At 54.0% G+C, this 11994-nt stretch carries 13 protein-coding genes and 1 tRNA gene; 5 read left to right on the top strand and 9 right to left on the bottom strand.

Annotated features, from left to right (window positions below; translation table 11 throughout):
- Window positions 1–22 precede the first annotated feature (22 nt).
- From Abin_RS10600 to Abin_RS10590, 3 genes are all read right to left on the bottom strand, one after another.
- Complete coding sequence (locus Abin_RS10600) at window positions 23–505, bottom strand: DUF1178 family protein (protein ID WP_048846708.1); 483 nt, start codon at window positions 503–505, stop codon at window positions 23–25.
- Window positions 506–538: 33 nt separating this feature from the next.
- Complete coding sequence (gene grxC, locus Abin_RS10595; protein WP_048846706.1) at window positions 539–799, bottom strand: glutaredoxin 3; 261 nt, start codon at window positions 797–799, stop codon at window positions 539–541.
- Between the two features lie 89 nt (window positions 800–888).
- Entirely contained in the window at window positions 889–1698 is an 810-nt protein-coding gene (locus tag Abin_RS10590) for a ComF family protein (RefSeq protein WP_255319266.1), read from the bottom strand.
- A gap of 47 nt (window positions 1699–1745) precedes the next feature.
- Between Abin_RS10590 and Abin_RS10585 the strand changes: the two genes are divergently transcribed.
- Complete coding sequence (locus Abin_RS10585) at window positions 1746–2621, top strand: methyltransferase domain-containing protein (protein ID WP_048847053.1); 876 nt, start codon at window positions 1746–1748, stop codon at window positions 2619–2621.
- 4 nt (window positions 2622–2625) lie between these two features.
- Here the strand turns inward: Abin_RS10585 and moaA are convergent, their stop codons facing one another.
- The 3 genes from moaA to Abin_RS10570 all read right to left on the bottom strand — a co-directional run bounded on the left by moaA (window position 2626) and on the right by Abin_RS10570 (window position 5147).
- Window positions 2626–3642: a GTP 3',8-cyclase MoaA gene (moaA, locus tag Abin_RS10580; RefSeq protein ID WP_048846704.1), complete on the bottom strand. Its 1017-nt coding sequence runs from the start codon at window positions 3640–3642 to the stop codon at window positions 2626–2628.
- 226 nt (window positions 3643–3868) lie between these two features.
- Window positions 3869–4753 carry a UTP--glucose-1-phosphate uridylyltransferase GalU gene (galU, locus tag Abin_RS10575; protein WP_048846703.1) on the bottom strand — a complete coding sequence of 295 codons (885 nt, stop codon included), beginning with the start codon at window positions 4751–4753 and terminating at the stop codon, window positions 3869–3871.
- A 307-nt stretch (window positions 4754–5060) separates the two neighbouring features.
- Window positions 5061–5147: transfer RNA gene (locus Abin_RS10570), tRNA-Leu, on the bottom strand.
- 74 nt (window positions 5148–5221) lie between these two features.
- Between Abin_RS10570 and lipB the strand changes: the two genes are divergently transcribed.
- The gene (lipB, locus tag Abin_RS10565) at window positions 5222–5911 is read left to right on the top strand and encodes a lipoyl(octanoyl) transferase LipB (RefSeq protein ID WP_048846700.1); all 690 of its coding nucleotides are present in this window, start codon (window positions 5222–5224) and stop codon (window positions 5909–5911) included.
- Here lipB and Abin_RS10560 read toward each other — a convergent pair.
- Complete coding sequence (locus tag Abin_RS10560) at window positions 5895–6440, bottom strand: hypothetical protein (RefSeq protein ID WP_255319265.1); 546 nt, start codon at window positions 6438–6440, stop codon at window positions 5895–5897. The two genes, lipB and Abin_RS10560, sit on opposite strands and share 17 nt — an antisense overlap.
- Window positions 6441–6475: 35 nt before the next feature.
- The gene (locus Abin_RS10555) at window positions 6476–6814 is read right to left on the bottom strand and encodes a BolA family protein (RefSeq protein WP_048846696.1); all 339 of its coding nucleotides are present in this window, start codon (window positions 6812–6814) and stop codon (window positions 6476–6478) included.
- A 44-nt stretch (window positions 6815–6858) separates the two neighbouring features.
- Between Abin_RS10555 and Abin_RS10550 the strand changes: the two genes are divergently transcribed.
- From Abin_RS10550 to cobT, 3 genes are all read left to right on the top strand, one after another.
- The gene (locus tag Abin_RS10550) at window positions 6859–7470 is read left to right on the top strand and encodes a J domain-containing protein (protein ID WP_084593606.1); all 612 of its coding nucleotides are present in this window, start codon (window positions 6859–6861) and stop codon (window positions 7468–7470) included.
- An 89-nt stretch (window positions 7471–7559) separates the two neighbouring features.
- On the top strand, window positions 7560–8567 hold the full coding sequence (locus Abin_RS10545) for an AAA family ATPase (RefSeq protein ID WP_048846694.1): 1008 nt from the start codon (window positions 7560–7562) through the stop codon (window positions 8565–8567).
- Between the two features lie 25 nt (window positions 8568–8592).
- On the top strand, window positions 8593–10533 hold the full coding sequence (gene cobT, locus Abin_RS10540; RefSeq protein WP_048846692.1) for a cobaltochelatase subunit CobT: 1941 nt from the start codon (window positions 8593–8595) through the stop codon (window positions 10531–10533).
- Between the two features lie 9 nt (window positions 10534–10542).
- Here the strand turns inward: cobT and Abin_RS10535 are convergent, their stop codons facing one another.
- Window positions 10543–11991: a pyridoxal phosphate-dependent decarboxylase family protein gene (locus tag Abin_RS10535; protein WP_048846690.1), complete on the bottom strand. Its 1449-nt coding sequence runs from the start codon at window positions 11989–11991 to the stop codon at window positions 10543–10545.
- Window positions 11992–11994: the final 3 nt, after the last annotated feature.

Genomic DNA, 11994 nt, shown 5'->3' with positions numbered 1-11994 from the left:
TGTTGAATAGCTGCCTTTAGCGTTAGCTGTCCGCCCGCCTTACCCAAGGCACAGTCAGCACATCAACGCCTTCTTCCCGCAACATGTTCTGCTCTTTTTCTGTCGCAGTGCCGTAGATACCGCGTTCCTCAGCTTCACCGTGGTGAATCCTTACAGCTTCTTTAGCAAACCGGTCACCCATGTTTTCGCAATTCTGCTCAACCGTCTGACGGATCTTCTGAAAGGCAACAATCATCTGATCTGATAAAGGAGCACGCTGAACCGGCACTACGTTCTGATCCGTCTCTTGCGAAACAGGCTGATTATCCGCTGGTCTGGCTGGCTGCTTTTTCTCCGACCGCCCTTTGGTAATAGCCGGGGCCATCAGAGCCTGCCTTACGTCAGAAAAACCACAATGAGGGCAGCTTAACAGACCCTTTTGCTGCAACTGTGCAAATGCGGCACTATCACGGTACCATCCCTCAAAATAATGGTCATTTGCACAGCACAACTGGTAGCAGATCATGATCTCTTTATCCGACCTAACATGTATGGCCTGTTAGCCGATCCCAAGTGCAGCATCCAGTTTACCCTGACGCTCCAAAGCCATCAGATCATCACATCCGCCCAAAGCTTTCTCGCCTACAAAAACCTGCGGAACAGTTGTACGACCACCTGAACGTTCATACGCCTGCTCGCGTTCAGGGGTACCGCGTGGCGCATTGATTTCCTGAAAAGGAACGTTCTTGCTTTGCAGCAACTGTACGGCACGCACACAATAGGGACAGCCGGGTTGTGTGTAGATTTCGATGTTGGCCATAAATTCGGCTCTCCTTTTTCAACTTATGCGGGCATATACCGCGCTCAATGACACTCAACGACAGAGTGCCGAAGTTTTTCACACCTGTATCATCCACCAGATACCGGAAAATCAAGATCCCCATCGCTTTGCCCTGGCACCAGTGCCGCAACCAGCACACTGACAGAGGTGGCGCCTGCGGCCTTGAGAGCCTTGGTACACGCCGACGCTGTTGCCCCTGATGTTAAAACGTCATCCACCAGAACGATGTTCTTGCCTGCCAGTTCATCTTTATATCTCGGCTTCACGACAATGGCTTCAGCGAGTTCACGATAACGCTCCTGACGCGAAAAGCCTGCAAGGCTATTTGTCGGCGTGACGCGCACCAACGCATCCGGCAAACACTGGGCTTCTGCCTGTTTTGACACTACCCAAGCCAGTAATGCAGCCTGATTATATCGCCGTTTTAGAAGCCGCTTTCTATGCACTGGCACAGGCACAACAATGCAAGCTTGATCTAATACTCCCAGCGCCACCCGGCATATTTTATCGCCCAGAAAACGCGCGTGCTCCTGCCTATCCGCATATTTCAGCTGAAGAATAAGGTCTTTCGCAGCCTTGTCATAAAGAAACGCACCTCGGGCTTCATTCCATACAGGTGGGCTTCGTTCGCACTGTGCACAACAGCCCATTTCATTCAAATATGCCGCAGAGGGCTGCGGGTGCCCGCATTTCCGGCAAAATGGCGCATTGATGGGAGTCAGCCGTTTGAAACAGTCAATGCACAGCAAGCCAGCCCTGTCTGTTTCTGCACCACACAACTGACAGGATGGTGGAAAAAGAGTATCCAGAACAAATTGCCCGGCAGCTCTCGCAATGCGCATGGGCAGTCGCACAGGGTGTGTTCCCTCAGATGTCATTGCACACCAGCTTGGCAAGCCTGCAAGACATAGGCAGAGTGCGTGTCATGCCTGCCCCTGATATTTTTGACCGCCGTGCTGTCCGAAACCATAAAGCTCGCGCAGCACACACATTCCAAAAAATTTCCCCTATCCTGAATGCCGCAACAGACATTTTGCTGGAACGATTGGACGATATCACTCGCCCCCTTTCTTCCGCGCTTGATCTGGGGGGGCAAGGCACCGTAGCACCCTTGCTTGAAAAACGGGGCATGACCGTCGTGTCCTGCCAGGAAACGCTTCCAGCCAGCCAACAGGCTGCACACCCAAATGTTTGCGTAAACTACGAACATCTGCCTTTCGCACAGCATAGTTTTGATCTGGTTGTCGCAAACCTTTCTTTGCACTGGATTAATGACCTACCGGGCACCCTTGCCCAGATCCGCCATATTCTGCGACCCGATGGGTTGTTTTTAGCCAGCATGCCCATTCTTCCCACTCTGCGCCCGTTAAAGCACGCGCTGGAAATGGCGGAACTGGCTTTATGCGACGGTGTATCCCCCCGTGTCTCCCCACTTCCAACGCAACAAAGCTGCGCGCAGCTTTTGCAACGTACTGGGTTTGCATTGCCTGTGGTTGATACGGAGAAACTTGATCTACGCTACCGCTCCCTAACGGGGCTTTTGCAGGATCTGCGCGCCGCAGGGGAAACAAATGCGTTAACTTTACGCAGTAAGACAACACCGCCCCGTATGCTCTTCCCGGCTGCTGCCGCAGAACTTGAAACTGATCCTGATGGCACTTTTGCCATGCCGCTTCACATCGCCGTTCTCACGGCCTGGACCCCAAGCCCAGACCAGCCACACCCGTTAAAGCCGGGACAATTTACGCACTCGCTTGCATCGGCGCTAACTGACACACCATCACCGAAAAACACCGCGTAATAAATTACCCGCCCGTCACACTCATATGTCGGGTCGGCCCTGAAACTTCACCCGGCCGAACCCCAAGCATGAAGTCGTGACCCCGAGGTTTGAGCGTAATAGCTGCCTGAATACCCGCCAGCAGTGCTTCATCGTCTCCGCCAGAGCGCATGATGTCACGCAGATCAATGCCATCTTCCTGCCCCAGGCAGGTATATAGCCGCCCTGTGCAGGACAATCTGACCCGATTGCAACTGTCACAAAAATTATGGCTCATAGGGGTAATAAACCCTATCCGCCGTCCCGTTTCTGCCACACGCATATAGCGTGCCGGTCCTGCTGTACGGTCGAGCAAAGGCTCAAGCGTCCAGCGCTTGGCGAGTTGTGCCTTGACTTCAGATAGCGGTAGATACGTAGCCGTTCGGTCTTCGCCCGTTTCCCCCATGGGCATAGTTTCAATCAGGCAGAGATCAGCGCCAATCTCTCCACACCATGACAGCATGGTATCGAATTCGTCATCATTGACGCCAGCCATCGCCACCGTATTGATCCGAACAGCAAGTCCTGCGGCACGGGCAGCACGAATACCATCAAGCGTTGCAGAAAGTTTGCCCCGCCGTGTTATCCGCGCAAATCGTCCCTCATCCAACGTATCCAGACTAACATTCACACGCCGAACACCCGCTTTGAAAAGTGTTTCGGCGTACAAACCCAGCCTACTCCCATTTGTTGTCAGGGTGAGTTCGTCCAGAGATCCCTGCTGTGCGGGGTGATGCAGCCACTGCCCTAAAGCCTGAAAAAAAGAACCAATATCTTTTCTGACCAAAGGTTCGCCGCCCGTAATCCGCAGCTTTTTGACACCATGCTGAACAAAGACCTGACAGAGGCGTAGTAATTCTTCAAAATCAAGCACATCTGCTCGCGGCAGAAACGTCATGCTTTCTGACATGCAATACACACATCGCATGTCACATCGATCCGTGACCGATACACGAAGATAAGAAATACGACGTCCCGCAGGATCAATTAAAGAGGACAACATAGGTCCACTATATAGCAGCAGGCTTTCATAATGTCGAAACCCAAATAGAAAGAGACCGCATTACGTAATGTGCGTTGCTGCAATGTAAAGGGAGAAACAAAAAAGGCGGTGACGAAACTTCATCAACCGCCTTTTCCTAACATTTGGCACGCTAAAACATACGCCTCAACATGCCTATTGTTCTTAGTCTTCTATTGTGAAAAGCTGCGCTAACGCAGCCCTTCCCTTAGAGACCCTGCGTATAAGTCTTCAGGAAGGCTTTCACGTCATCCGCCAGATCAGGACGTTCAAGTGAGAACGCGATCTGTGCCTCAAGGAAACCAACCTTGTTACCGCAGTCAAAACGACGGCCTTCGTAGCGCAAGCCGTGGAATGGTACGTGTCCAATGGTTTTGGCCATTGCGTCAGTCAACTGAACTTCCCCACCGGCACCTTTTTCCAGCTTCGACAAGTGCGGCATGACGTCAGGCGTCAAAATGTAACGACCAATGATAGATAGGTTTGAAGGGGCTTCCTCTGGCTTGGGCTTTTCAACCAACCCCTGCACTTCCACCAGACGCCCATCATCTGCACCGGTTTTCAGAATACCATAACGGTTGGTGTGCTCTTTAGGCACTTCGGTCACGGCAACAACACTGCCGCCAGTCTGGTAGTACGCATCCGCAAGCTGCTTCATGCAGGACGTTTTAGACTGGACGATATCGTCAGGCAGCAGAATAGCAAACGGATCATCACCAATGAAGCTACGCGCACACCAGATGGCGTGACCGAGCCCCAGGGGTTCCTGCTGACGGACTGCAACCAGAGAACCGGCTTCGATTGAGCTGGGCTCAAGAGCTTTCAGGCTTTCAATCTTGTTGCGTTCCCGCAGGGTCGCTTCAAGTTCGTAAGCAATATCAAAATAGTCGATCAGGGAGTCCTTGCCGCGGCCAGTGATCAGGCAGAACTCTTCAATGCCAGCTTCACGTGCTTCATCAATCGCATATTGAATCAGGGGCCGGTCAACGACTGTCAGCATTTCCTTTGGCATGGCCTTGGTTGCTGGCAGGAAGCGTGTGCCTAGCCCTGCAACAGGCAGGACCGCTTTACGTAAAGGCTTGGGCTTGGACACGAATATGACACCTTAATTAAAAGTTCAGTTTCAACGAATTGCGCCGCAGGCAGCTAATCGTGTGCAGCCCTTTTCGTCAAATCAAACTAGCAGCTTTGCCTGAGAAAACTGCCCGAAAAATATTTACGTCGAATTTTCGTGGGGCCACACCGACGCAACCGTTTGTCCGTTTTTTAAACAGGCAAAGAGAGGCCTGAATATGGCAGGGCTCTCGTTTTATTGAATTTTTGACAAAAATTATCTCAAAAGAAATCAACTCCGGGAAAAACCAGCTTTAAAAAATACTGAATTTTCCGGGAGTTGAAAATGGTGCGGCCGAGAAGACTCGAACTTCCACGGGGTATTCCCCCACAAGCACCTCAAGCTTGCGCGTCTACCATTCCGCCACGGCCGCCCCGTGACAATCAGCATCGAAAAAGCGATACCGTTTGGTGAGAAGCCCTATAACCGAACCAACATCAGGCGGCAATGACTCAAAACGACTTTTTATGGGAAATCAGTAAAAACCCCGTCCCTTACCCTTACGCATTCACACGCATGCAGGATATTGCCCAGAATATTCGGGCTCATGATGCCCGTGAACGCGTATGGCTACTTGAACACCCCCCGCTTTACACTGCGGGAACCTCAGCCAAACCAGCGGACCTGTTCAACCCTAACCATTACCCAACATATGACGCCGGGCGCGGCGGCCAGTGGACTTATCACGGCCCAGGGCAACGAATCGCTTATGTGATGATGGATTTGCATCATCCACACGGCAGTGTTCCAGAAAGAGACTTAAGAGCCTACGTTCACGCATTAGAGGCTTGGGTCATCCGCACTTTGGCGCAGTTTGGCCTCAAGGGTGAAATCCGGGATGGACGTGTCGGTGTGTGGGTAATTGACCCTAAAACCGGACTGGAAGAGAAAATTGCGGCTATCGGTGTCCGTGTTTCACGCTGGGTCAGTTGGCATGGTGTTTCCATCAACTTGCACCCTACCCTCGCAGATTTCGATGGTATCGTTCCCTGCGGTATTCGGGAGTTCGGCGTCACAAGCTTCCACAAACTCGGGCTGCCTGTGACGTTTTCACAGCTTGATGCAGCCCTCGCTGAAAACTGGAGAGCTATTTTCGGTAGTCAGCCGTCCGCATTCACCCCTATTGAAGCCGAATGAATAATGTGTGACGCCGCTCATCCACAATGCGGATTTCAAACAGGCTAAGCGTGCGGCCATTATCCTTAAAAATAAGGGTCACTAGCCCCTGTGAGGGGTTTTCAGTCCGGGTAAGGGAAACCTGCATTATACCCGGTGGTTTCTGAATATCCGTGACACTCACCGGGCCGGAAAGCTGGATGGGGTTACCCATCAATAAGCCCAGTGGGTTGTGGGCCAACCCCATACGGGTTTCAGATCCGGCCTGACTATCCTTGAACACCGCGTGGGAGCCCGAAGCTTCCAGATCCATTGCATGAGGCGCTGTATAAACCAGATGCAGATACCCTGCATGATAGGTCAACAGACCTCCTCCCACGGTCCCGTTGGGCCATGTCTGGGTAAACGGCACGTTGTTCAGACTGACTGTTCGTAAATAGGCTTCAACTCGCGCCGTGTCAGTCTGCCCGGCACCCCTACCCCCAGTCTGCCCAGTTGCGCAGGCTGCCAGAGCAAGCGGAGCAAGGGCTACCAGAGTGCGCCGGGTCAAATGACCTTTCCTGACTGGCCTTGTGTCAGAATGTTTCATGAAAGGGCTGCATCCTCTTCCGGGGTCCGCAGAGTCAGTGCCAGTGCATGCAGGCCGCTGCCAAATTCATAGCTTAATGAATCATGCACCATACGTGACCGATTCACCCGGCTCACGCCTTCAAACAGCTTGCTGACCAACACCACCCTGAAGTGCGTTTCAGTTGCTCCGGCTTCCGGCCCGCGGGTCATGGCAACATGATGCGCGTGCCGGCTACTTTCGTCCTGAATGTCCAGCTTTTGCGGTGCAAATGCGGCAGTCAGAGCATCACGTACGCGGTGCGCCCGTATACCCTCTGCCTGCTGTGTCGATGCAGTATTGCGTAGCGAAGCCATATCTTACCCCTTGCACAGAACGGTTCATGACGCACATAACCCTGATGATGAAGCGAAGGAATACCCGTCACAGGGCGTTCGATCCGGATCCGGACGCCCCGCAGCGCTGTTGTGATATGCCAAACTGCGATAAACCCGCCGGGTACCGTGCACCTCGTTCACGCGAAACGCTCAACCAGTATTACTGGTTCTGTCTTGAGCATGTACGGGAATATAATGCGCGGTGGGATTATTACAAAGGTATGTCTCCCGGCCAGATAGAAGCGCATCTGCGTGCCGATATCGCATGGGATCGGCCATCGTGGGCGTTTGGCCAAAGCGCTGCCCGCCCTCGCCGTCAGAGTTTTGATGAAGAAGAAGTTCTTGATCCGCTCGATATTCTAGGCCGAAATCGCCGTGCCCGCGCTGAACGCAAACGTCAGGCAGCTATGCCCCGCGCCCCTGAAGGGCTGATCGAACCTTTAGCCACACTGGGGTTGGACTGGCCAGTTACTCTTGATGAAGCAAAAGCCCGCTATCGTACGCTTGCCCGCAAGCACCACCCTGATACCAACAACGGGGACCGTGATGCGGAGGAGCGTTTGAAGGTTATCAATGTTGCCTTCACGATTGTGAGGTCACATCTTATGGCAGAGGGTCTCGAAAAAGCTGGCTGATCGTGCCATCCTGTCAGCCCATCTTCCGCTACCGAGCCCCGAGCGCGCCACACCAGCCTAGAGCGCCAAACATATCAGACGGATAAAGAATGACTGATTCTGCAAGCCCGGTTTCTACGGGTGAACTCCCCCCGATTTCAGCACTGTCAGAGCCTGACCGTGAGGTATCAGTCCGTGACGTTTTCGGGCTGGATTCAGACCTTACCGTTCCGGCCTTTTCCCTGCGTACGGAACATGTGCCTGAAATTGATCCTGCTTATCTGTTTGACCACGACACAACATTGTCCATTCTGGCCGGGTTCGCCTTTAATCGCCGCGTGATGGTGCAGGGTTTTCACGGTACGGGTAAATCCTCTCACATTGAACAAATTGCGGCACGCCTGAACTGGCCCTGTATCCGTATCAATCTAGACAGCCACGTCTCCCGTATTGATCTGGTCGGCAAAGACGCCATTGTCGTGCGAGATGGTCAGCAGATTACCGAATTTCAGGAAGGCCTGCTGCCGTGGTGTCTGCAACACCCGTGCGCGCTGGTCTTTGACGAATATGATGCTGGCCGCCCGGACGTCATGTTCGTTATTCAGCGTGTGCTGGAAGTAGAAGGCCAGCTCACGCTGCTTGACCAGAATCGCGTTATCAAGCCGCATCCGTGGTTCCGCCTGTTTGCAACCGCCAACACCATCGGGCTGGGTGATACCACAGGCCTGTACCACGGCACCCAGCAGATCAATCAGGGCCAGATGGATCGCTGGAACATTGTCACATCCCTGAATTATCTGCCCCACGCGCAGGAAGTTGGTATTGTTCTGTCCCGTCTGGGGATTGACCCGGAAGACAAGGCAACCCGTGGCACGATTGAAAACATGGTGGCACTGGCCAACCTGACCCGCGCAGGCTTCATGGCGGGCGATCTTTCAACCGTCATGTCACCACGGTCTGTTATTGCGTGGGCTGAAAATGAGCGGATTTTCAAAGATACCGCATTTGCTTTCCGCGTCACGTTCCTGAACAAATGCGACGAAGCAGAACGCAACATGGTGGCTGAATATTACCAGCGCTGCTTTAACGCCAGCCCGCTGCCCAAAAAGGGCTTCTGAAGCGTGAAGAAAGAGCGGTTTTTGAATGTCTGACAGCAGAAAAGGGGCATCTGCCCCCCCTCGTGGCCACAATCGGAACCAAGGCGCATCAGACACCGAAGACCGGATTGACGCCTTCAAGCAGGCCACGGCGGCGACCCTGCGCGCCCTAAGCGGGCAGCGGGAAACGGACGTCTCGTTCCACACCGGCAGCATGCCGGTGCCGCCGCTTAGTCTGGGCGGAAAGGTACGTCTTCAGCAGCCATCCCGCCATCTGCGGGATGACGAAATCAGGCGTATTCGCGGCACGGCAGATGCACAGGCCCTTCGGCTGAAACATCATGATGCCAGCCTGCATCAGGTTCGCACACCTGACGACAGCACCGCACGAGATGTGTACGACGCCCTTGAGCAGGCACGGATTGAAGCCGTGGGTGCCCGTCATATGAAGGGGGTAGCTGCCAACCTGCGCGAACGTCTTGAACAAGACTGCCGTGACGGCGGCCTTGACCGCATGACGGACGCAGAACAGCTTTCGCCTGCTATTGCCCTTGAATTACTGGCCCGGGAAGCCCTGACTGGAGAACCTTCTCCGGTTGTTGCACAGGGTATTCTTGATAAATGGCGCGAAACACTTCCTCCGAAGGCGAAGCAGGCTCTCTCAAGCCTCAAAACGTATCAGGATGATCAGGCAGCATATGCCCGTGCCTCCCGCCAACTACTTGCAGCATGTGCACTGACGGAAGATGATCTTCCCTCCGATGAGATGGAGGAGGATGAAGACGGATCAGACGCTTCTGACTCGCAGGATGAAAATGATGCGTCTCCGCCAGAAGCGGAAGAAAACGCCCCCCCTGCTGAACCAGAAGCCACAGAAGCAGCACCGCAGCCCCAGTTAATGGCTGGCAGCGGTGAATCCTCCCCAGACATGATGGAGGAAGAAACCGAAGGTAGCGGTGCGGAAGGTACTGGCGATGCAGCCGGGCCGGGCAGCCGCCCGGAAACACCACCCGGTGAAACCGCCAAGACCTATCATGCCTACACCACCGCTTTTGACGAAGAAATCCGAGCAGAAGATCTGTGTGACCCGGAAGAACTCAATCGTCTTCGGCACCAGTTAGACCTACAACTGGCAACCCTGCATGGTGTCGTCTCGCGGCTTGCAAACAAGTTGCAGCGCCGCCTGATGGCCCAACAAACCCGCTCCTGGGAGTTTGATATGGAAGATGGCCTGCTTGACGCAGGCCGTCTGTCACGCGTGGTGGTCAACCCCCTGCTCTCGCTTTCCTACAAACAGGAACGCGATACCGATTTCCGTGATACGGTTGTCACACTGCTAATTGATAATTCTGGCTCCATGCGAGGGCGACCAATTTCCGTTGCAGCATCCTGCGGCGATATTCTGGCCCGCACGCTTGAACGCTGTGGCGTAAAAGTAGAAATTCTTGGGTTTACCACGCGTGCATGGAAAGGCGGTCAAAGCCGTGAGAAATGGTTGCAGGATGGTAAACCGCCAGAACCCGGCCGACTGAATGATCTGCGCCATATCATCTACAAGGCTGCGGATATGCCGTGGCGGCGTGCCCGCATCAATCTGGGATTGATGCTGCGTGAAGGCCTGCTGAAAGAGAACATCGACGGCGAAGCCCTGCTGTGGGCATGGAAGCGTCTGAAAAACCGTACGGAATCGCGCAAGATCCTTATGGTTATCTCTGACGGTGCACCGGTTGATGACAGCACCTTATCCGTCAATCCCGGCTCCTACCTTGAAGATCATCTGCGCGAGGTGATCCACATGATTGAAGACCGCAGCCCGGTAGAACTGACCGCTATTGGTATTGGGCATGACGTTGGGCGCTACTATCAGCGCGCCGTCACTATTACTGATGCCGAAGAACTGGGCGGCACCATGTTACAGGCTCTTTCCGGCCTTTTTGACGAAAAAAGCGCCATGCGTGGCCGCCGTAAGGCGCGCTCACGTAGGTAAAAATCCGACTTACTCCCGGTTCAGGGTTTTTCCTGTCCGGGTTTCAGTCGCCGCAGCCAGTGCGTCCAGCAGAATATCAATATCGGCTTCTGTCGTGCGGTGGTTTACAATCGCTGCCCGAATAGCGCGCTTGCCATGCAGGGTTGTCGTAGACGGCGCAGCAATCCCGCTTTCCTGTAGGTCCTTCACAAGTTCTGTGTTCAGCGTGTCCAGATTTTCGTCTTCCACAACAACGCGAAAACAGACAATGTTCAAAGCCACAGGGGCCAGCCGCTCCAGATAGGGCAATGTATCCACTTGATCGGCCAGATAACGGGCAACGTTGCAACTGTTGGTGACAACCTGCCCCAACCCTTCCGTGCCAAACCCAGCCAGCGTGAACCACACTTTCAAAGCCCGAAAGCCACGCGATAAATCTGGTCCCAAATCACAAAACCACGGTGCGCCTGCTGCCAGTCCTCGGTCCTCACGCGACAGATACGCCAAAGTCTGCGCGAAGGCCGCAGCCTGCTTTCCTTCCTCCCGGACCAGAACACAGCCTGCATCATAAGGGGTTTGCGCCCATTTATGAAAATCGAGAGCAATGCTGTCGGCCTGCTCCATACCGTCCAATGCGGATTGATAGTGAGGAGATAGGCGCGCCAATGCGCCAAATGCACCATCAACGTGAAACCATAGTCCTTCCTGTCGCGCAAAAATCGCCAGATCAGAAAGCGGATCAATCGATCCGGTATCGACTGTCCCTGCGGTGCCCACAACCAGAAACGGCTCATACCCTGCGGCTCTGTCCTGCATAATCATCGCACGAAGGGCCGTCATATCCATTTGAAATGCAGCATTAATCGGCACACGGCGCAAAGCATCTGTACCCAGCCCCGCCATATCAAACGCGCGGGCAATGCAGCCGTGAGCTGTTTGCGCGGCATACCCCACCAGCTTGCGCCCATTCAGTCCATTTGCACGCATCTGCACACCGTCTGGGGCAGCCCGGCTAGCGGTAATAATGGCGATAAAATTCGCCATGGATGACCCTGTTACCAGAACACCCGTTGCCGTTTCAGGGAAACCCAGCAGCGTTGCTGTCCAGCGAATAACCATGCGCTCCACTTCAACCGGCGCATGGTTTCTGCCACCCAGGTTGGCGTTCAATCCTGCCGCCAGCATCTCAGCCAACATGCCCTGAACAGTGCCACCGCCATGCACCCACCCCATAAAGCGTGGATGCCGATTACCCACTCCATAAGGCAATACAGTTTGCGTAAATTGCTGATAAAGCTGGGAAAGCGCTACGCCCTGTTTAGGGAGTAATTCTTCCTTGAAGCCTTGTCTCACAGACTCTGGCATAGGCTGCCATACTGGCCCTGATGCAACGTTCTGAATATTATCAAACATCTCATCCAGCATCGTGTGGCCAAGCCGGCGCAGTTCTTTCCAGTTATCAGGATCAAACCCGGCCATGTC

Source organism: Acetobacter indonesiensis (genome assembly GCF_000963945.1).
In the GTDB taxonomy this organism is placed as follows: domain Bacteria; phylum Pseudomonadota; class Alphaproteobacteria; order Acetobacterales; family Acetobacteraceae; genus Acetobacter; species Acetobacter indonesiensis.
This window is presented reverse-complemented; position numbering and strand designations above follow the sequence as displayed.

Excerpts from the sequence above, each read along its gene's own strand:
- Abin_RS10600 (WP_048846708.1), bottom strand. The coding sequence starts at position 505 with ATGATCTGCTACCAGTTGTGCTGTGCAAATGACCATTATTTTGAGGGA.
- grxC (WP_048846706.1), bottom strand. The coding sequence starts at position 799 with ATGGCCAACATCGAAATCTACACACAACCCGGCTGTCCCTATTGTGTG.
- Abin_RS10590 (WP_255319266.1), bottom strand. The coding sequence starts at position 1,698 with ATGACATCTGAGGGAACACACCCTGTGCGACTGCCCATGCGCATTGCG.
- Abin_RS10585 (WP_048847053.1), top strand. The coding sequence starts at position 1,746 with ATGCCTGCCCCTGATATTTTTGACCGCCGTGCTGTCCGAAACCATAAA.
- moaA (WP_048846704.1), bottom strand. The coding sequence starts at position 3,642 with ATGTTGTCCTCTTTAATTGATCCTGCGGGACGTCGTATTTCTTATCTT.
- lipB (WP_048846700.1), top strand. The coding sequence starts at position 5,222 with ATGACTCAAAACGACTTTTTATGGGAAATCAGTAAAAACCCCGTCCCT.
- Abin_RS10555 (WP_048846696.1), bottom strand. The coding sequence starts at position 6,814 with ATGGCTTCGCTACGCAATACTGCATCGACACAGCAGGCAGAGGGTATA.
- Abin_RS10550 (WP_084593606.1), top strand. The coding sequence starts at position 6,859 with ATGATGAAGCGAAGGAATACCCGTCACAGGGCGTTCGATCCGGATCCG.
- Abin_RS10545 (WP_048846694.1), top strand. The coding sequence starts at position 7,560 with ATGACTGATTCTGCAAGCCCGGTTTCTACGGGTGAACTCCCCCCGATT.
- cobT (WP_048846692.1), top strand. The coding sequence starts at position 8,593 with ATGTCTGACAGCAGAAAAGGGGCATCTGCCCCCCCTCGTGGCCACAAT.
- Abin_RS10535 (WP_048846690.1), bottom strand. The coding sequence starts at position 11,991 with ATGGCCGGGTTTGATCCTGATAACTGGAAAGAACTGCGCCGGCTTGGC.